This is a genomic window from Nocardiopsis sp. CNR-923, from assembly GCF_001942255.1.
Lineage (GTDB): Bacteria > Actinomycetota > Actinomycetes > Streptosporangiales > Streptosporangiaceae > Nocardiopsis.
In genome coordinates this window covers 21,423-40,213 of sequence record NZ_MKKC01000068.1, presented here as the reverse complement: position 1 = coordinate 40,213, position 18,791 = coordinate 21,423, and the positions used below count along the sequence as shown (strand labels likewise).

The 18,791-nt window shown below is 71.6% G+C and carries 13 protein-coding genes, 1 tRNA gene, 8 pseudogenes and 1 riboswitch; of the genes and pseudogenes, 7 read left to right on the top strand and 15 right to left on the bottom strand.

What is annotated here, in order from left to right; genetic code table 11:
• Window positions 1–15: 15 nt before the first annotated feature.
• Window positions 16–882: a penicillin-binding transpeptidase domain-containing protein gene (locus BJF83_RS08110; RefSeq protein ID WP_075925798.1), complete on the bottom strand. Its 867-nt coding sequence runs from the start codon at window positions 880–882 to the stop codon at window positions 16–18.
• Between the two features lie 213 nt (window positions 883–1,095).
• A riboswitch (glycine riboswitch) is annotated at window positions 1,096–1,197 on the top strand.
• Window positions 1,198–1,339: 142 nt separating this feature from the next.
• Between BJF83_RS08110 and gcvT the strand changes: the two genes are divergently transcribed.
• The 4 genes and pseudogenes from gcvT to BJF83_RS08090 all read left to right on the top strand — a co-directional run bounded on the left by gcvT (window position 1,340) and on the right by BJF83_RS08090 (window position 5,748).
• Entirely contained in the window at window positions 1,340–2,455 is a 1,116-nt protein-coding gene (gene gcvT, locus BJF83_RS08105; RefSeq protein ID WP_075925797.1) for a glycine cleavage system aminomethyltransferase GcvT, read from the top strand.
• 152 nt (window positions 2,456–2,607) lie between these two features.
• Window positions 2,608–2,985 (top strand): glycine cleavage system protein GcvH, encoded by a 378-nt coding sequence (gcvH, locus tag BJF83_RS08100; RefSeq protein ID WP_075925796.1) that lies wholly within the window; start codon window positions 2,608–2,610, stop codon window positions 2,983–2,985.
• A gap of 6 nt (window positions 2,986–2,991) precedes the next feature.
• Window positions 2,992–4,262, top strand: a pseudogene (gene glyA, locus BJF83_RS08095) (serine hydroxymethyltransferase).
• Window positions 4,263–4,336: 74 nt separating this feature from the next.
• Window positions 4,337–5,748, top strand: a pseudogene (locus tag BJF83_RS08090) (L-serine ammonia-lyase).
• 21 nt (window positions 5,749–5,769) lie between these two features.
• On the opposite strand, the gene BJF83_RS08085 reads toward BJF83_RS08090, so the two are convergent.
• From BJF83_RS08085 to purU, 9 genes and pseudogenes are all read right to left on the bottom strand, one after another.
• Entirely contained in the window at window positions 5,770–5,955 is a 186-nt protein-coding gene (locus BJF83_RS08085; RefSeq protein WP_075925795.1) for a hypothetical protein, read from the bottom strand.
• 23 nt (window positions 5,956–5,978) lie between these two features.
• On the bottom strand, window positions 5,979–6,269 hold the full coding sequence (locus BJF83_RS08080; RefSeq protein WP_075925794.1) for a type II toxin-antitoxin system RelE/ParE family toxin: 291 nt from the start codon (window positions 6,267–6,269) through the stop codon (window positions 5,979–5,981).
• Window positions 6,266–6,469, bottom strand: coding sequence for a type II toxin-antitoxin system Phd/YefM family antitoxin (locus tag BJF83_RS08075; protein WP_262391394.1), 204 nt, complete (start codon window positions 6,467–6,469; stop codon window positions 6,266–6,268). Before BJF83_RS08075 ends, BJF83_RS08080 begins: the two co-directional genes overlap by 4 nt.
• A 214-nt stretch (window positions 6,470–6,683) precedes the next feature.
• Window positions 6,684–7,273, bottom strand: a pseudogene (locus BJF83_RS08070) (alkaline shock response membrane anchor protein AmaP).
• Window position 7,274: 1 nt separating this feature from the next.
• The gene (locus BJF83_RS08065; RefSeq protein ID WP_075925793.1) at window positions 7,275–7,880 is read right to left on the bottom strand and encodes a DUF6286 domain-containing protein; all 606 of its coding nucleotides are present in this window, start codon (window positions 7,878–7,880) and stop codon (window positions 7,275–7,277) included.
• A 1-nt stretch (window position 7,881) separates the two neighbouring features.
• Window positions 7,882–8,193: an Asp23/Gls24 family envelope stress response protein gene (locus BJF83_RS08060; RefSeq protein WP_075925792.1), complete on the bottom strand. Its 312-nt coding sequence runs from the start codon at window positions 8,191–8,193 to the stop codon at window positions 7,882–7,884.
• Window positions 8,194–8,237: 44 nt separating this feature from the next.
• On the bottom strand, window positions 8,238–8,435 hold the full coding sequence (locus tag BJF83_RS08055) for a hypothetical protein (protein ID WP_075925791.1): 198 nt from the start codon (window positions 8,433–8,435) through the stop codon (window positions 8,238–8,240).
• 419 nt (window positions 8,436–8,854) lie between these two features.
• A pseudogene (locus BJF83_RS08045) lies at window positions 8,855–9,292 on the bottom strand (Asp23/Gls24 family envelope stress response protein); the annotation flags it as partial.
• Window positions 9,293–9,601: 309 nt separating this feature from the next.
• Entirely contained in the window at window positions 9,602–10,492 is an 891-nt protein-coding gene (purU, locus tag BJF83_RS08040) for a formyltetrahydrofolate deformylase (protein WP_075925828.1), read from the bottom strand.
• 163 nt (window positions 10,493–10,655) lie between these two features.
• Here purU and BJF83_RS08035 point away from each other — a divergent pair.
• Window positions 10,656–11,887 (top strand): annotated as a pseudogene (locus tag BJF83_RS08035) (alanine racemase).
• Between the two features lie 77 nt (window positions 11,888–11,964).
• On the opposite strand, the gene BJF83_RS08030 reads toward BJF83_RS08035, so the two are convergent.
• Together BJF83_RS08030 and BJF83_RS08025 are read right to left on the bottom strand one after the other, a co-directional pair.
• Window positions 11,965–12,360 carry a DUF3618 domain-containing protein gene (locus tag BJF83_RS08030; protein WP_075925789.1) on the bottom strand — a complete coding sequence of 132 codons (396 nt, stop codon included), beginning with the start codon at window positions 12,358–12,360 and terminating at the stop codon, window positions 11,965–11,967.
• A 16-nt stretch (window positions 12,361–12,376) separates the two neighbouring features.
• Window positions 12,377–13,497 (bottom strand): annotated as a pseudogene (locus BJF83_RS08025) (CDP-alcohol phosphatidyltransferase family protein).
• 330 nt (window positions 13,498–13,827) lie between these two features.
• Between BJF83_RS08025 and BJF83_RS08020 the strand changes: the two are divergent.
• Together BJF83_RS08020 and BJF83_RS08015 are read left to right on the top strand one after the other, a co-directional pair.
• Window positions 13,828–14,310 carry a peroxiredoxin gene (locus tag BJF83_RS08020; RefSeq protein WP_075925827.1) on the top strand — a complete coding sequence of 161 codons (483 nt, stop codon included), beginning with the start codon at window positions 13,828–13,830 and terminating at the stop codon, window positions 14,308–14,310.
• A gap of 96 nt (window positions 14,311–14,406) precedes the next feature.
• Window positions 14,407–14,481: transfer RNA gene (locus BJF83_RS08015), tRNA-Leu, on the top strand.
• 69 nt (window positions 14,482–14,550) lie between these two features.
• Here the strand turns inward: BJF83_RS08015 and BJF83_RS30930 are convergent.
• From BJF83_RS30930 to BJF83_RS08000, 3 genes and pseudogenes are all read right to left on the bottom strand, one after another.
• Window positions 14,551–15,725: pseudogene (locus BJF83_RS30930) on the bottom strand (serine/threonine-protein kinase).
• Between the two features lie 346 nt (window positions 15,726–16,071).
• Complete coding sequence (locus BJF83_RS08005; RefSeq protein WP_075925788.1) at window positions 16,072–17,418, bottom strand: pitrilysin family protein; 1,347 nt, start codon at window positions 17,416–17,418, stop codon at window positions 16,072–16,074.
• 43 nt (window positions 17,419–17,461) lie between these two features.
• A pseudogene (locus BJF83_RS08000) lies at window positions 17,462–18,783 on the bottom strand (M16 family metallopeptidase).
• Window positions 18,784–18,791 lie beyond the last annotated feature (8 nt).

Below are 18,791 nucleotides of genomic sequence, written 5' to 3'. Positions count from 1 at the left end.
CGCCCGCCGCCAGGATCAGCGGGCGGCCTCCGGCGGCAGCACACCCAACTCGACCAGCAGTTCCCGCCCGAGCCGTTCCCGCAGCTCCAGTTGCGACTCCTCCTCGATGTGCACCCGCAGGGCGAAGGTGTACACGTCCTCCCCGTGCTCGACCCAACCGACCCACCAGCCCGGCGACGATTCCACGGTCCCGCCCCACCCGGTCTTGGCGAACAGGGCGTGGTCCCCGATCCGGTCGACCAGCGCGATCTCGCGCACGGCTGCCAGATGGCGGTCCTCCACCGGCAGCTCCGCGCGGGCGAGGCTCGCCAGGAACGCGGTCTGCTCCATCGGAGAGACCTCCAGCGGCCCCTCCAGCCAGAACCGGTCCACCCTCTCCTCACCGCCGATCGCGCGGTTGCCGTAGTCGAACCGGTCCACCCACGCGGCCATCCGGCCGTGGCCGACCCGGCGTGCGATCTCCCGGTACACCGCCACGTTGGACGCGGGCAGCGCCTCGCGCATGCTCATGTCCCGCTCCCGCTCCGGGACGGGCCGGGATCCACCGCCGTGGGGCACCACCTCGTCGACATCGGAGACCGCGCCCGTCTGGAGCGCGATCACCGAGTTGACCAGCTTGAACGTGGACGCGGGAACCGTGCGCCGACGGGCCTCCTCCGGCGCTACGACGGTCGCCGTGCGCTCACCGGTGTCGAAGAGGACGAAGGTGCCCTCCACGCCCGCCTCCTCGAAGACCGCCTCCAGGTCCTCGCGTTCCTCCGCCGGGACGTCACCGCCGACCCGGTCGACGAGGCGCGCGTCGCCCCGGACGTGGTCGGCCGTCTCCGGCGCGGTGCCCGTGCACGCGACCCCGACGAGCACGACCAGCGCCACGGCCGCCATGGCCCACGGCGTCGTCCCGCGGCCCGGCGCCGCAGACCGCTTCCTTCGCCTGCCACCGGTGACCACTCGTGCCCCCTTCGCACGTCGCCCCGACCATCGCGTCCACGCTAACGCTTCGTCACCGCCCGTACGGCGTTTTCCACAGGCGTGCCGGATGGGACCTCGACCGCCCTTGGGTGTCGGCAGTCGCCGCTGCTAGTCTGATCGTGTTGCTGACCCCGTACGGGAGAGAGCCCGCGTAGCCAATGCGGGCCGCCGAAGGAGCAATCCCTCCCCGATGACAACCTCTCAGGCACGCTGGACCGTACGGGCGAGACCACTCTGGAAAGCAGGGACCGCCGTCCCTCGCCGAAGGTGCAAACCACGCCGAGCGCGCGGTGAAGCTCTCAGGCACAGATGACAGAGGGGGAGGATGGCAACGCCACGCACGAAGACGCCCATCCTCTCGGGAGTGCCCATGCCAGAGCCCGCGTCCGCGCCACGCGCGACAGCGCTGCGCGAGATCCACGAACAGTCCGGGGCCACACTGGTCGACTTCGCCGGGTGGCTCATGCCCCTGCGCTACGGCAGTGAGACCGCCGAGCACACGGCGGTCCGCGAGGCCGCCGGGCTCTTCGACCTCTCCCACATGGGTGAGATCCGCCTGTCCGGACCGCAGGCCGCCGAGGCCCTCGACCACGCCCTGGTCGGTCACCTGTCCAAGGTGGGAGTCGGCCGCGCCCGCTACACCATGATCACCGCCGTCGACGGCGGTGTCCTGGACGACCTCATCGTCTACCGGCTCGGCGAGGAGGAGTACCTCGTCGTGGCCAACGCGGCCAACGTGTCCGTGGTCGCCGCCGCCCTCACCGAACGGGCACGGGACTTCGACGTCGAGGTTACCGACGAGTCCGCCGAGTACGCGCTCATCGCCCTCCAGGGCCCGCGCGCGGTGGAGATCCTGGCGCCGCTGACCGACGCCGACCTCGACGGGATCCGCTACTACGCCGGCTACGAGCACACGGTGGCCGGGGAGCCCGTGCTGCTCGCCCGCACCGGCTACACCGGCGAGGACGGCTTCGAGATCTTCGTCCGCCCCGCCGAGCGCGCCCCGCACGTGTGGAGGGCCCTCATGGAGGCGGGCGCCGGGCACGGCCTGGTCCCCGCCGGGCTCTCCGCACGCGACACCCTGCGCATGGAGGCCGGGATGCCGCTGTACGGGCAGGAGCTCACCAGCGACCTCACCCCCTTCGACGCCGGGCTCGGCCGCGTGGTCAAGCTCGACAAGCCGGGTGACTTCGTCGGCCGCGCCGCCCTGGAGGAGGCCGCGCGCACCGCGCGCGAACGCCGCCTCATCGGCCTCGTCGGCCACGGTCGCCGCCCGCTGCGCAAGGGCCAGAAGGTTCTGCGCGACGGCGCCGTCGTCGGCACCCTCACCAGCGGCGCGCCCTCGCCCACCCTGGGCCGCCCCATCGCCATGGCCTACGTGGACGGCGACCTCGACACCGCGACCGGCGCGTTCACCGTGGACGTGCGCGGGCGCGGCGAGGACGTCGACGTGGTCGAGCTGCCGTTCTACCAGCGGCAGCCGTGACAGCGGGGCCCCGCACCCCGGGGCCCGCGCGCCCCCACGGCGGGATCCCCGATCCGGGGACCGGCACGGTCGGGGCGTGACCAGACGTAGGTCGGGCCGGGGCGCGTGACGGCGCACGGCAGGATGCACGAATATCTCCAAGGAGAGTCGAAGTGAGCGTTCCCACGGAGCTGGGTTACACCGAAAAACACGAGTGGGTCCGGATCGAGGACGGCGTCGCGACCGTCGGGATCACCGCGTACGCCGTCGAGTCGCTGGGCGACATCGTGTTCGTCGAGCCTCCCGCGGTCGGCACCGAGGTGGTCGCGGGGCAGGAATGCGGCGAGGTGGAGTCCACCAAGGCCGTCAGCGACATCTACTCGCCGGTGAGCGGTGAGGTCGTCGAGATCAACGAAGCGCTGGATGACGAGCCGGAGTCGGTCAGCTCCGACCCCTACGGCGCGTGGCTGTTCCGGGCCCGGGTCTCCGAGGAGCCCTCCGACCTGCTCTCCGCCGAGGAGTACAAGGCTCTGACCAAGGAAGAGGAGTAGCCCCCGATGGCGACCGACAAGACCCTGCTCAACCAGAGCCTCAGCGAACTCGACCCGGAGGTGGCGGCCGCGGTCGACGCCGAGCTGGGTCGCCAGCGCGACACCCTGGAGATGATCGCCTCGGAGAACTTCGCTCCGCAGGCGGTCCTGGAGGCCCAGGGCACCGTCCTGACCAACAAGTACGCGGAGGGCTACCCCGGCCGACGCTACTACGGCGGCTGCGAGCACGTCGACGTCGTCGAGCAGCTGGCCATCGACCGCGCCAAGGAGCTGTTCGGGGCCGAGCACGCCAACGTGCAGCCGCACTCGGGCGCCCAGGCCAACACCGCCGTGTACTTCGCGCTGCTCAAGCCCGGTGACACAATCCTGGGCCTGGACCTGGCGCACGGCGGGCACCTGACGCACGGTATGCGGATCAACTACTCGGGCAAGATCCTCAACGCCGTGGCCTACCACGTGCGCGACGAGGACGGCACCGTCGACTACGACGAGGTCGCGGCGCTGGCCAAGGAGCACCAGCCCAAGATGATCGTGGCGGGCTGGTCGGCCTACCCGCGCCAGCTGGACTTCGCGCGGTTCCGCCAGATCGCCGACGAGGTGGGGGCGCTGCTCATGGTCGACATGGCCCACTTCGCGGGCCTGGTCGCCGCGGGCGAGCACCCCAACCCGGTGCCGCACGCGGACGTGGTCACCACCACCACGCACAAGACCCTCGGCGGCCCGCGCGGCGGGCTGATCCTGGCCAGGAAGGAGTTCGGCAAGAAGATCAACTCCGCGGTGTTCCCGGGCATGCAGGGCGGGCCGCTGGAGCACGTGATCGCCGCCAAGGCCGTCGCGCTCAAGGTCGCCGCGGGCGAGGAGTTCGCCGAGCGGCAGCGTCGCACCGTCTCGGGCGCAGGCTACTGGCCGAGCGCCTGACCCGGCAGGACATGGCCGAGGTCGGCGTCAAGGTGCTGACCGGGGGCACGGACGTGCACCTGGTCCTGGTCGACCTGGTGGACTCGGCGATCAACGGGCAGGAGGCCGAGGACCGGCTGCACGAGATCGGGATCACGGTCAACCGCAACGCGGTGCCCAACGACCCGCGTCCGCCGATGGTGACGTCGGGGCTGCGGATCGGCACCCCGGCGCTGGCCACGCGCGGCTTCGGTGACGAGGACTTCGCCGAGGTCGCCGACGTCGTCGCCGAGGCGCTCAAGCCGGAATTCGACGCCCAGGCGCTGCGCGGCCGGGTGCGGGCGCTGGCGGACAAGCACCCGCTGTACCCCAACCTGTAATACCACCGCGCGGGGTGCCACGCGCGCCCCGCGCGGCCCACTCGCCACACCTGTGCTCATCGAGGAGGACAGCCATGGCCATCAGTGTCTTCGACCTGTTCACGATCGGGATCGGACCGTCGAGCTCGCACACGGTCGGCCCGATGAGGGCCGCGCTGACCTTCGTCGAGGGTCTGCGTTCGCGCGGCCGGCTGTCCGACGCCGCGCACGTGCGGGCGGAGCTCTACGGCTCCCTCGCGCTCACCGGCAAGGGGCACGGCAGTGACACCGCCGTCATCCTGGGGCTGATGGGACACACGCCCGAGAACGTGGACGTGGACGCGGTTCCCGAACTCGTCGAGTGCGTGCGCTCCGGGCGCACCGTCTCCCTGGGCGGCGCCGATGGTCCGACCGTCAGCTTCGACCCGGCGGTGGACGTGGACTTTCGCCGTAAGGAGAGCCTGCCCGACCACCCGAACGGGATGCGGTTCGTGGCGTTGGACTCCGTCGCGCCGAGATCGCGTCCAAGGTGTACTACTCGGTGGGCGGCGGGTTCGTCGTCGACGAGAAGGCGGCCGGCGCCGACCGGATCACCCAGGACGACACCCCGTTGCCGCACCCCTTCGCCAGCGCGGAGGAGCTCCTGCGGATCTGCGAGCAGACGGGGAAGTCGATCAGCGCGGTGATGCTCGCCAACGAGCGGGCGTTCGGCCGTACCACCGAGCAGATCCGTTCCGAGCTGCTGGCCATCTGGACCGCGATGCGCCAGTGCGTGCGCCGCGGCGTGCTCACCGAGGGAAGTCTGCCCGGCGGTCTCAGGGTGCCCCGGCGGGCGCACCGCCTCTACCGGCAGCTGGGCGGGGTGTGCGACGCCTCCGGGCTGCTCGCGCCGACCTCGGTGGACTCCGACCCGATGCGGGGCAGCGACTGGATCACGCTGTACGCCCTGGCGGTCAACGAGGAGAACGCCGCCGGAGGCCGGGTCGTGACCGCGCCGACCAACGGAGCGGCGGGGATCGTGCCCGCGGTGCTCCACTACTACCTGCACTTCAGCCCGGGGGCCGGTGACGACGGCGTCGTGCGGTTCATGCTCACCGCGGCGGCGATCGGCATCCTGTTCAAGCAGAACGCGTCGATCTCGGGGGCCGAGGTCGGGTGCCAGGGCGAGGTGGGATCGGCGTCGTCGATGGCCGCCGCGGGGTTGGCCGAGGTGCTCGGGGGGACCCCCGCCCAGGTGGAGAACGCCGCGGAGATCGCGATGGAGCACAACCTGGGGCTGACCTGTGACCCGATCGGCGGGCTGGTGCAGGTGCCGTGCATCGAGCGCAACGCGCTGGCGTCGGTCAAGGCGATCAGCGCGGCGCGGATCGCCCTGCGCGGCGACGGGAGCCACTTCGTCTCGCTGGACAAGGTGATCAAAACCATGAGGGACACCGGCCGGGACATGCACGACAAGTACAAGGAGACCTCGCGCGGCGGGCTGGCCGTCAACGTCATCGAGTGCTGAGAGTCTCCAGCGGGCCAGCGCCTACCCGTTCCGCTCCAAGGTTTCGGCCAACACCTGACTCATCGGAGTCTCGGGAGAGTCGAGACGTTCCTCGACGAGCCGCCGCCACCGATCCGGGTCCGCTTCCCCAGTCAGCCGCGCGCTGAGCCGCCACGAGACACGCATCACTCGCTCCACCGCGTCGATCACGCTGCGCTGCTGCTCCATGTCGTGTCTCGTGCCTTCCCGTCTCAGCGCGACCGGTACGCGTCCGCTCGGTGCTCCACCGCCAGGACCGTCACGGTGCGGTCCGACTCATCGATCTCGTACAGGGCCCGGTACGCTCCCCGCCTCGCTGACCACACGCCCTCACAGGGTGGAAGGAGCAACCTCTTGCCGAGCCGGTGGGGGTTGGCCACGAGCGACGTCGTGACGAACTCGTACACCGCCGTCGCCACTTTCTCGGGAAGCCGCTTGGCGACCGCCCGTGCCGCCGGACCGGAGAGGATCAGACGGTGGGCCTCCGCTTCCTCCGCACTCATGCATCACGCTGCCGTTTGGCCATCAGCGCGGCGAACTCGTCGGAGTCCAGCACGTCCCCGGCCTCGACCGCGGCCCGCGATTCGGCGACCTGACGCATCAGGTCGGAGTTGGAGAGCACCTCCAGTGTCTCCTCGACGGCTCCCAGGTCATCGGTGGAGATGATGACGGCCGCCGCATCCCCGTGTCTGGTGATCGTCACTCACTCGTGGGTACGGACGATCTCGTCGACCAGCTCGGACAAGCGGTTGCGGGCTTCGGTGAGGGGCAGCGTCGTCATATCCCCATGCCAGTCCGAATCTGCCTCGAAGTCGGTACAGAATTCCGGCAGAAGGGCCCATGACGCACCGGCCGCCCAACCGTCCCCCCACGAGCCACGAACGCGCCGATCCGGTACGTCGTGGGTGTCCGCCCCCTCACGCCAGGCTGCGGCGCGGCGTCCGGGCCGGGGCCGCCACCGACATGCGGATCACGGTCGGAATCCGCTCCAGGTCGAGGGCCTCCCCCAGGTTGGCCACCGCCTCCGAGCGCACCCGCTCCCACACCCGGGTCACGTCCGCGTCCTCCTCCAGCAGGAGCGCCAGCCGCAGGTGCGGCGCCTCGCCCGACTCCGTCAGCCGCGCCCGCGCCCGCCGCACCCCCGGGTAATCGGCGACCTCCTGTTCGAGGGCGCCCCGCGCCACGCTCTCGCTCATCTCCACGCGTCCCTCGGGGCCGTGTTCGAGCACCAGCCTGCCGACGGTGTCGTTCGTCCCCTGCACCAGCAGCCACCGCAGGGCGAGGAACCCCGCCAGGAAGCCGCCGCGACGGTCGCGTAGGGCACCCACCGCTGGTCGAGCACGTCCCTGACCTGGGCGCTGGCGATCGCCTCACCCGCCAGGTCATGACCGAGGACGCCCCTGCCCGCGGCCAGCGACGCCAGTCCCACGGCCAGCAGGGCCGCGCCCACCACGACCAGTCCGATCCTGTTGCCCCTGGCCGACCGTCGGTTCATGTCCCGTCCCATGTCAGTCCTCCGCGTAGCGCACGTGCGTGACGATCCGCATGCTCCGCAGCGGGGCCAGCTCCTCCAGTCTCCGTTCCACGGCGGCGGTCACCTCGGCCGGCAGACCCTCCCAGTCCTGCACGGCCGTACGCACGTGGACCCGGATCCGCTGTCCGCGCACCGCCACGTGCACCGAGTCGACCCCGCTGACCTCCCGCGCCGCGGAGGACACCGTCCGACGCAGGGCCGGCCGGGTCAGCCCGACCACCAGCGCCGGGTCGTCGGTGCGCAGCGCCGTCCACCGACCGTTCCCCGGCGCCAGCGCCACGACGATCAGGGCCAGCCCGATCGCGGCGAGCACCGCCGAGGCGATCTGCACCGACGGCTCGGACCACGTCGTGGTCGCCGCGTAGTCGCTCGCCGCCCCGAACGGGATCATCCGCAGGGGACTGCCCGCCAGCGCCGAGATGACCTCGGCCGCCGACACCACGGCCAGCGCGAGGATCACCGTTCCCGTGGCCACCGCGGGCCAGGACCTGCGGGGGCGGAACGTGTGGACCGCCACGCGTTTCGCCCGTCGGTCGATCCCCTGGTCGGGTCGGCCCAGGACCTCTTCCACGGTGGTCATGTCAGCGCACCAACTCCGCGATCTCGATGTCGACGTGGTGGACCCGTCCTCCCGTGGCCCACTCGACCCGTTCCCTGACGTGCGAACGCACCCGGTCGGCCACCCCGGTGACCGACCTGCGGTAGCGGACCGTGATCCTCAGCCGCAACCGCACGTTGTCGCCGCTCATCCACGCCCTGACCACGCGCGACCGCGCGGGGCCCGCCTCGGGCACCTCGCGGAGCGCCTGGACCGCCACCCGCTCGACCACCCGCGGCGGGATGTCCGTCCGGCCGCCGGGGTCGCGCGCCACCGCGTGCCCGAGGCCCGTCACCGGCGCCCCGCCACTCCGCGGCGGTGGCGCCGCCGCCTCCGTGCTCAGCGACCGCTCCACAGCGCCCCCCTACACCGAGCGCCGTGTGAACACCTGCGCGAGTCGATCTCACCCTCGACCGCCCGCCCCGCGACGTATCCGGCGATCCCCAGCCCCAGCACGAGCAGGAAGGCCACGAACCCGCCGAACGCCCCGGCCAGACCCAGCACCGTCCCGAACGCCAACCCCACGATCGGCCACATAGCCGCCCCCTCTCGTGTCCAACCGCCTCCCACGCCCGCGACGGCCTCAGCCGTCCTTCGGCGCGCCCCCGCCCAGACCCGCGACCACGTCCTCCACGAACACGTGGACGACGCGGCCACCGGCGAGCGGGGCCAGTACGTCACGCACCTCCGCGACGATGTCCGGGATCGACCTCCCGAACCGCGTCACGAGTCCGACCTCGACCGCCGTCGACCGAACCGCGACGCCGACCACGGTCCCTCCCCGAACCGGGGTGCTGATCGTCCTGAACGCCCCCGACGACAGCCAGGCCACGTCCGGGTGGCGCGCCGCCTTTGCGGCGAGGACCGCCGCGAGCTGCCCGGGGTCGTCCGCACCGGTCACCGCTACTGGACCCTGGGCGCGTCTGCGCCGACGCCGCGCGGGTCGGCTGGGCTCCCGCCCCATCGCCGTCGTCGGGCAGATGGATGTCGTCGACCCTGATGTTGATCTCGGTGACCTCCAGCCCGGTCATCCGTTCCACCGCCGCCGTCACGTTGCGGCGCACCGCCGCAGCCAGGTCCTGGATGGCCACCCCGTACTCGACCACGAGGTCGATGTCGACGGCGGCCTGGCGCTCACCCACCTCGACCGCCACGCCCCGCGTCACCGAGCCGCTGTCGCCTCCCCGAATGACAGCGTCGCGCACAGCGCCCACCGCGCGCGCCGCCCCGCCGCCCATGGCGTGGACGCCGCCGATCTCGCGGGCCGCCATGCCGGCGATCTTGGCGACCACGCCGTCCGCGATGTGCGTGCGCCCCGCGCCGACCGCCGGGCGCTCCGCGGTGGCCGCGTCGCGGGCTCCCGGTACCCTCGCCTCGCTCCTGGTCTCCGACACCGGTCCCCCCTACGCCGTGTACGCGTCCCGTGGTCGCCCTCGCCCGGCGGTACCAGTCAGACCGAAACCCGGTCAAGGTGTCCGACCGTGAACCGACGGGAATCGACCCCAACACACCATATACGCACTCTACGTAGTCGACAAGATGCTCTCAGTAAGGTTTCGCGAAGCACGGGAGCAACGACATCACCATCCCTGCCCCAAATCCGCGTCGGGAATCCCCCTGCTCAGGGAAAACGCAAGGGGCGCCCCAGGCGCCCCCGACGTTTGTCACGGCCGCGGCCCCCGCTCCCGGGCCGCCCGGCCGGGTCAGTCGAAGACGACGGTCTTGTCCCCGTTCAACAGCACACGGCGCTGCGCGTGCCAGTTGACCGCGCGCGCCAACGCCACGGACTCCAGGTCCCGACCGATCGCGGTGAGCTGCTCGGGGCTGTGGGTGTGGTCGACCCGGGAGACCTCCTGCTCGATGATGGGCCCCTCGTCGAGGTCCGCCGTCACGTAGTGGGCGGTCGCGCCGATCAGCTTCACGCCGCGTTGGTGCGCCTGGTGGTAGGGGCGGGCACCCTTGAAGCTCGGCAGGAAGGAGTGGTGGATGTTGATGATCCGGCCGGACATCTTCGCGCACAGCCGCTCGGTGAGCACCTGCATGTACCGGGCCAGGACGATCAGGTCGACGTCGCAGGACTCGACCAACTCCAGCAGCCGCGCCTCCTGACGCCCCTTGGTCGCCGCGGTCACCGGCAGGTGGTGGAAGTCCACGCCGTAGGACTCGGCGAGGAACTCCAGGTCGGGATGGTTGGACACCACGGCCGCGATGTCGACGTCCAGCAGTCCGCTGCGCTGCCGGTACAGCAGGTCGTTGAGGCAGTGCCCGAACTTGGAGACCATGACGATCATCCTGGGGCGGATGTCGCGGGCCTGGAGCGTCCACTCCACGACCTGGTCGCCCGGCCCCTTGCCGAAGTCGCCGGACAGGGCGGCGAACGCGCCCCGCAGGACGTCCTCGCCGACCACGGCGCCGTCGGAACCGCGCTCCGCGAGGAACTGCATCCGCAGGAAGAAGCGTCCCGTGTAGTGGTCGCCGTACTGCTGACTCTCGGTGATGTTGCAACCGTGGTCGGACAACAGATTGGCCACCGCCGCGACGATGCCCCGACTGTCGGGACACGCAAGGGTCAGGACGTACTCGCGCTCACTCATCGAAAGAACCATTCCAGGGATCGGACCGGCTGAACAGCCAGGATGCTCCAGGATATCGGCACCTGTCCAACCGCGTCGGGACTCGACCGCGTCGGCGACCCACACCGGTCCAGGTTCGGCCAAGGGAATATGAAATCTATTCATGTTCTGGCATCCTCGACGCATGACGAACCAGCGCGAGAAGTACGAGGCCGCCACACGCGCGCTCCACGCCCCCTTCGCCGTCGTCGACCTGGCCGCGTTCCGCGCCAACGCGACCGCCCTGACCAGTCGCGCCCACGGCCGCCCCGTCCGCGTGGTCAGCAAGTCCCTCCGCTGCCGGCGACTCATGCGCGCCGCCCTGGACCTGCCGGGCTACGCGGGCATCATGGCCTTCACCCTGCCCGAGGCTCTCTGGCTGGCCGCGGACGGGGAACGGGGCCCCCTGAGCGACGACATCCTCGTCGCCTACCCCACCGCCGACCGCGAGGCCCTCGTCCGGCTCGCGCGCACCCCGGACGCCGCCCACCGCATCACCCTCATGGTGGACTCCACTGCGCACCTGGACCTCATCACGGCCGCCGTCGCCGAGGCCTCCGCCGCCCGCGCGTCCGACGCGCCCCCGATCCGCGTGTGCCTGGACATCGACACCAGCTGGCAACCGCTCGGCCCCCGCCTGCGCGTGGGCGCCTACCGCTCACCCGTGCGCACGCCCGCCCAGGCCGCCGCGCTCGCCCGCGCGGTCGTCCGCCGCCCCGAACTCCATCTGGACGGCGTCATGGCCTACGAGGGCCAGATCGCCGGGGTCGGGGACGCCCCTCCCGGCAAGCCCCTCCTGGGCCGGGTGCTGCGGGGCGTCCAACGGCGCTCGGCGGTCGAACTCGCCCGGCGGCGGGCGGCCGTGGTCCGCGCGGTGCGGGAGGTGGCCGACGTGCGCTTCGTCAACGGCGGCGGGACCGGCAGCCTGCACACCACCGGCCGGGAACGCGCCGTCACCGAACTGGCCGCCGGATCGGGCTTCTACCACCCGCACCTGTTCGACCACTTCCGCTCCTTCGACGGCCGCCCGGCCGCCCTGTTCGCGCTCCCCGTCGTCCGCCGCCCCGCCCCCGACGTGGCCACCGTCCTGGGCGGCGGCTACCCCGCCTCGGGTCCGGTCGACGCCCTCCGTGCGCCGGTGCCCCATCTGCCCGAGGGGCTGGCCTACACCGCGAACGAGGGCGCGGGGGAGGTGCAGACCCCTCTGGTGGGCGAGGCCGCGCGCGCCTGGAGGTCGGCGACCGCGTGTGGATGCGCCACGCCAAGGCGGGCGAGATGTGCGAACGCTTCGGCACGCTGCACCTCGTCGACGGCGACACGGGCGAGTACCTCGGCAGCGCCCCCACCTACCGCGGCGAGGGACGCACGTTCCTCTGACCTCGCCGAGGCGCGCACCCCGGACAGACGTGGGGCCCGGGCGGGAATGCCGCCCGGGCCCCACGTTCACGTCCTCGCTACCTCCTCCGGCGCACCGCCCAGGCCACGACGCCCACGGCGATGGCCGTGCCCACACCCGCGATCAGGATCAGTGCCTCGGGGGGCAGCGGCCGCCGCGACTGGTAGGTCGTCACGACCTCCTCGTCGCCCCGGAGCAGGATGCTCCCCTCCTCCGGCTCGACCGCGTGGCTCTCCACACGCACCGCGCCGCCGCCGACCACCAGCGCCCTGGCCTCGTCCGCGATCCTGGCGCCGCGCTCACGGACCCGGGTGATCTGCCGCCGCGCGATGTTGCGCGGGCGGGCCCGCACGGCCAGCTCGTCCAGGGTCTGCGCCAACCGCCGTTGTTCGCGGTCGATCTCGGCCTCGACGTCGGCCGGGGTCTGGCGCGGCTCGGTGTCGCGTCCCGTCATTGGGTGCCTTCCTCCATCAGCGCAGGGTCGAATGAGAGTCCGTGTCCGAGCCGGTGTCCCGGCTCCCATCCTCCGCGCCGTCGGACGGACCGGAGAATCTCAGCGCGCCATCGATTCCGTCGACCACGCGGAAGAAGTCCCGCGTGGACAACCACAGTTTATAGATGATGGCGATCTCGAACGCGAGCAGCAAAACGCCCGCCAAGGCGGCGATCCAGCCGATGGCGGCGGGCGCCCCGGTCACCGCGACGACCAGCGGCGCGACCACGAACACCGCGATCTGGAACTCGATGCCGCTGAACAGATGGGTACGCGTCCGACGCTCGTTGAGCGCCCCCCAGAACCGCGTGTACCAGGGAAAACGCGCCCGGAACTCCTGGTGCAGGTCCACCTTGGGCAGGGTCAGGTCCGGCTGCTTGCCCGCCGTGCGCTGATTGCGCGTCTCCCGCTCGTTCTGAATGTGAAGGATCTGTTCCAGCACGTCGATCCCGTGCCGCAGCACCGCCTGTTCGCCACCGTCGCTCATCGCGCCGCCACGCTCCCCGCCGACCCCGGACGCGTCGCCGGCCTCCGGCTCCAGCATCGACAGGGTGGCCCGCGCCCGCTCCAGGGCCGCCGCCAGGTGCGAGCGCATCTCACGGCGCAGCTTGTGCACCTGGAGCGCGTTGAGGTACCGCAGCATGTCGATGAACACCACGGCCAGGGCCAGCCACACGAACACCACCGGCGCTGAGTCGGGGTTCTCCTCCGTGGCGACCACGTACTGCCCGCCCATCAGGCGACCGCGCAGACCAACACCCGGAACCGGTCCGAGACGTAGTCCATCCACGAACCGAACAGGGACTCGGTGTCCGTGAGCCTGGCGAGTTTGCCGTCCATGCAGTCGACCAGGAAGCACAGGAAGTAGAACAGGGCGCCCAGGACGAGGGCCTCCCGGTAGCCCAGCGCGAAGCAGACCGCGGCGCCCAGCCCCAGGAAGAGCGCGGCCACCGTCAACTGGTTGGGTGTGATCGAGGTCCGGTTCGCGACCAGGCGCACGAGCCGCACGGCCATCGGGTCCACGAAGTAGACCGTCCACCAGGAGTCGCGCTGCTTGAGGGTCCGAGTCCTGACCTCGTCGAGTGTGAATCCAGGCATCGTCGGCAATGACTCCCAAACGCGAAGCGGGTCTGTTCCGGTCCCGGGGCTCCGAGGCCGCCTACCGGACGAGGGCGTGTCGCCCGAGTGCGGGTCAAGGTCCGGATCATCGACGGATCGGACCACAACCACGAGTGCGGTCAACGATAGGCGATAGCACCACGGATCTCCGCCGTCGCGGAGGAACCGAACCGCAATCGCAACCGAAGAACGCCCTCGCCAGCGCCCCTGACCTCCGAAGCGGCGGCCCGCACCCCGGGCTCGGGGCGTAGTGTGAGGGCCAAGGACAGCGGGGCCGACCGCTCCGCCAGCCACAGATTGGAACACCACGTGAGCGACCCGATCCGTCTGGAGCCCGGCGACCAGGCCCCCGACTTCACCCTCCCCGACGCCGACGGCAAACCCGTCACGCTCAGCGAGGTGCTGGCCTCCACCGGCAAGAGCGCCGTCCTCTACTTCTATCCCGCCGCGATGACGCCCGGCTGCACCACGGAGTCCTGTGACTTCCGCGACAACCTGCGCGACTTCGACTCCGCCGGGTTCACCGTGCTCGGCATCTCCCCGGACACCGCGGACAGGCTCGCGCAGTTCCGGGACAAGGAGGGCCTCACCTTCCCCCTGCTCGGCGACCCCGAGAAGGACACTCTGCGCGCCTACGGCGCCTTCGGGGAGAAGAAGAACTACGGCCGCCTCGTTCAGGGCGTGATCCGCTCCACGATCGTCGTCGGCGCCGACGGCAGGGTCGCCAAGGCCTTCTACAACGTGAAGGCCACCGGCCACGTCGACCGGATCAAGCGCGAACTCGGCGTCTGACGTCCCCGTTCCCCCGGCGCCCGGCCCGTGCGGCCCGGCGCCGTCGCCCGCCTACGGAGCGGGACCGCTGTCCACCACCGGTACAGTTGTCCAGACGGGGCCGTAGTCCAACCGGCAGGAGACGGCAGCTTTAGGTGCTGTACAGTGCGGGTTCGAATCCCGCCGGCCCTACTCGGTTCGCGGACGGCCCCGCGGGCGGGCGCGTCCACGTCCGCGGGTCCGTGCGCGTGCGCGACCGGTTCAGCGGCCCAGCAGCGCCCACAGCACGATGGCCAGCAGCACGGCGATCCCCAGCACCACGGCGGCCACCACCGGCAGCCGGCCGCGCTCGGCGTGCTTGCCCGAACTCGTCAGTCCCAGCGTGTCCGTCGACTCGCGGATCGACGTCATGATCGTGTTCATCGCCTCGGGACTGTGGCGCAGCCGTTCGTTGATCGACTCGGCCAGCACGTGCGCGCCCGCCCGGAAGTGCTCCCGCGCCTGCTCGCGCGCCGACCCGTGGTGGCCGTGCTCTGCCTCCGCGGGGCGGGGTTCGGCGGGCGTGGCCGGACCGTCCGCGCCGCGTTCGGGGCTCGTCTCCGGAGCCCACGGGGCCAGCGCCGCGATCCTCAGCATCTTCGTGGCGTTCTCCGCGGTGAGCCGCTCACTCGGCTCGACCTTCAACAGCCCGGCCAGCACCGGCGCCAGCGGACCGGCGTTGGCCGCGGCGGCGGGCTCGTCCAGCTGCTCCTGGCGCAGAATCTTGATGTAGCCTTGCGGTCGTAGGGCGGGTGGCCCTCGACTGCCGCGTACAGGGTCGCGCCCAGGGACCACAGGTCCGACTCCGGACCCACCGGCCCCGCCTTGGCCCGTTCCGGCGGGATGTAGGCGGGCGAACCGATGATGCGCCCGGACGCGCTGAGCGCCGACTCGCCGTTCCACGCGGCCAGGCCGAAGTCGGTCAGGACCACGCGGCCGGACTCGCTGATCATCACGTTCTCGGGCTTGACGTCGCGGTGCACGATCCCCTCGGCGTGCGCCACCTTCAGGGCGTCGATCAGCTGGAGCCCGATCTCGGCCACCCGCTGGTAGGGCAACGGGCCGCCCATCTGGATGATCGCCTCCAGGGTGGAGGCCTCCACCAGCTCCATGACGATCCACGGCCGGTCGTCCTCGTCCACGACGTCCAGGACGGTGACCAGGCTGGGGTGGGTCAGACGCCCGGCGACACGGGCCTCGCGGGTGGTCCGCTGCAGGAGGGACTCGCGCTCGGCCCGGCTGAGGTCGGCGGGCAGGCGCAACTCCTTGACGGCCACCTCGCGGTCGATGACGAGGTCGGTGGCGCGCCACACGGTGCCCACTCCGCCCCGAGCGATCTCGGAGGTCAACTGGTAGCGACCCTTGAGCAGCCGACCCTCAGGCTCGACGTCGGCCATGTTGGCACCCTCCGGGGTCGCCGCGCCGGGCGATGCCTCGGGCCGCTGGGTGTGGGGGTTGTCTAGGGAGGACAAGGTTATCCACGGGTCCATTCACCGGTCATGGCGGCCTCCTGCGGAGCATTGCGGTCGCTGTCACCACGTAGGTGCACGGATCACTCGTTATATCAGTCGCGCCCCGGGTCGACGCAGGTCGACGCCGGAACACTGATACATAGGTTCGTTTTCGTTATGTCCGATGCTCGGCCACACATGCGGTGACCTACGTCTCCTTGACCGTTCCTTGCCCGGGACCTGGGACGAGGTCGGGTCCGGGCGCGGCGGGGCGCCGCGCCCGGTACGACGTTCAGGACCAGAGGGACTCGGGTGAGCGTACCTCGACCGGGCCCACACCGATGTCGGCGAGGGGCCGACGCAGCCGCTCGGCGTCGCCGACGACGATCACGACCGCCTCCTCCGGGCGAAGGTACTCGACGGCGGCCGAGTCGAGGTCGGCCCGGGTGAGCCGCTCGTATCCGGCGCGATTGCGGTCGACGTGGTCGTCGGGCAGGTCGTGCACGACGATGTCCACCAGCGCGCCCGCGATCGCCCGCGCGGTCGAGTAGGTGACCGGCAGGCCCACGATGTTGGACTCGCGGACCGACGCCAGTTCGTCCTCGGTCACCCCCGACTCCCGCAGCCTTGTGATCTGCTCCAGTGCCGAGGTGATCGAGTGCGCGGTGGTGTCCGCCTCGACCTGCGTGGAGGCGAAGAAGACCCCGCTGTCGCGGCGCAGGTCGAACCGCGAACCGGCGCCGTAGGTGTAGCCGAGCCGCTCGCGCAGCTCCATGTTGAGGCGGGAGGTGAACATCCCGCCGAGGACCTCGCTGACGCCCTCGGCGCGCGGCAGGTCCACCTGGGAACGCGACGGAGCGCGGTGCGCGATGACCAGGGCGGACTGCACCGAGCCGGGCCGGTCCACGATGAGCAGGCGGGGCAGCTCCCCCGGCGGCGGCGCGGGCTCGGCCAACTCCGGCTCCGGCGTCGCGGCCACGTCTGCGAAAACGGTCTTGCCCAGCGCCTCCAGGTCGACCCCGCGCAGGTCGCCGACGACCACGAGCGTCCCGGCCGCCGAGGCGACGAAGTCGTTGTGGTGGCGCGCGACCATCTCCGGGGTGACGTCGGCCAACCGGACCGGGCCGCCCGACAGCGGCGTGGCGTAGCGGCCGGTGAACAGCTGCCCTCCCAGGCAGCGCATGGCGAGCGTGGACGCGGAGGCCGCCTCCAGCCAGAACCGCTCCAGAAGCTGGTCGCGGCGGCGGACGACGTCGTCGGCGGTCAGGGCGGGGCGGCGCACGGCGTCGGCGAACAGGCGGACCGCGTCGCCCAGTCGGCTCACCGGGACGTCGAGGCCGGTGATGAAACCGTCCCAGGTGACCCGGGAGACCCACTCGGCGCCGTGCCGCTCCAGGGCCGGGGCGAGGGAGCTGTTTCCGTCGGGGCCGTCCTCCAGGACCTCGCTGGTGAGCACGCTGACGCCCATCGCGTCGAGCGGCTCGGCCGCACCGCCGTGGGGGTGCACGAGGCGAAGGGAGGCCAGGTTCTGACCGGGCAGGTCGACGGCGACGACCGTGCCGCCCCCGACGGTGACCCGCTGGGGCACGGGAAACGAGTAGGACGCTGGGGAACCGAGGTCCGGGCGTGTCTGCGGCATGCTCTACGGCTCTTTCTGCGACTTGCGGTGACAGTGCCTGTGACTAGGAGGCGGCGGGCTCGGGCTCCGAGGACGCCTGTGCGGTCTCGGGGTCGAAACGGACCACGAGCAGGTTGTCGTCGACGAGCAGGCGCTCGACCGCCGACCGCACCTCCTCCGCGGTGATGTCGGCCCAGCGCTCGGGCCAGGTGAAGACGAGTTCGGGGTCCCCCAGCAGCTGCGTGGCGCTGCCGATGGCGTCGGCCAGACCCGCCGGGCTGGCGAGCGTCTGGAGGTGGTCGCGCTCCAGGACGGCCCGGGCGCGGTCGAGCTCCTCCTCGGTGACGCCGGCGGCGAGCTTGGCGATCTCCTCGCGCATGGCGGTCTCCAGCTCGTCGCCGCTGACGCCCTCGCGGGCGAGCATGTTCACCAGCATCAGGCTGTCGGTGTAGCGGAACGGCAGGATGTCGGCAGCGGCCCCGCCGTCGTCGGCGGCGATGGGGCGGTCGACCACGAGCGCGCGGTACAGGCGGCTGCCCTGCCCCTGGCCGAGCACGGCCGAGGCCAGGTGCATGACGTCGAAGTCCCGCGAACCGTAGGGTGCGACGCGGTACCCGGCGAACACGCCGCGGCGGGCACGGTCTCGGTGACGGAGTCGCGGACCGGGCCGCCCAATGGCTCGGGCAGGGAGGCGTCGGGCGCCTCGGGCAGGGCGTCGCGGGCGGGAACGGGTCCGAAGAAGCGCTCGACGCGCGCCAGGACGTCCTCGGGGTCCAGGTCGCTGACCACGGTGAGGACGCAGTTGTCCGGGCCGTAGTGCGCCTTGTGGAAGGACTTGACGTAGTCCAGGTCGGCGGCGTCGAGGTCGGCCATGGAGCCGATGGTCGGGTGGTGGTACGGGTGGCCCTCGGGGTAGCCCAGTCGCAGGATGCGTTCCAGGGCCGTGCCGTAGGGCTGGTTGTCGTAGCGCTGGCGGCGCTCGTTCTTGACGACGTCGCGCTGGTTGTCCAGGACCTCCTGGGTCATTCCGTCGCGCAGCGTGGACAGGCGGTCGGCCTCCAGCCAGAGGATGAGGTCGAGCGCGTGCTCGGGCACCGTCTCGTAGTAGTTCGTGCGGTCGGTGGAGGTGGAGGCGTTGATGTCGCCGCCGAGCCGCTCGACGACCTCGAAGTGCTCACCCTTGACGACGTTCCCGCTGCCCTGGAACATCAGGTGCTCGAACAGGTGCGCGAACCCGGTGCGGCCGGGCACCTCGTGGCGGGACCCGACCCCGTACCAGAGGTTCACAGCGGCGACCCTCCCGGTGGACGCCGGTGCGGTCACCAGCCGCAATCCGTTGTCGAGCGTGTACTGAACCACACGTCCCGCCGCTCCATTGGTGGTCACCAGTGCTG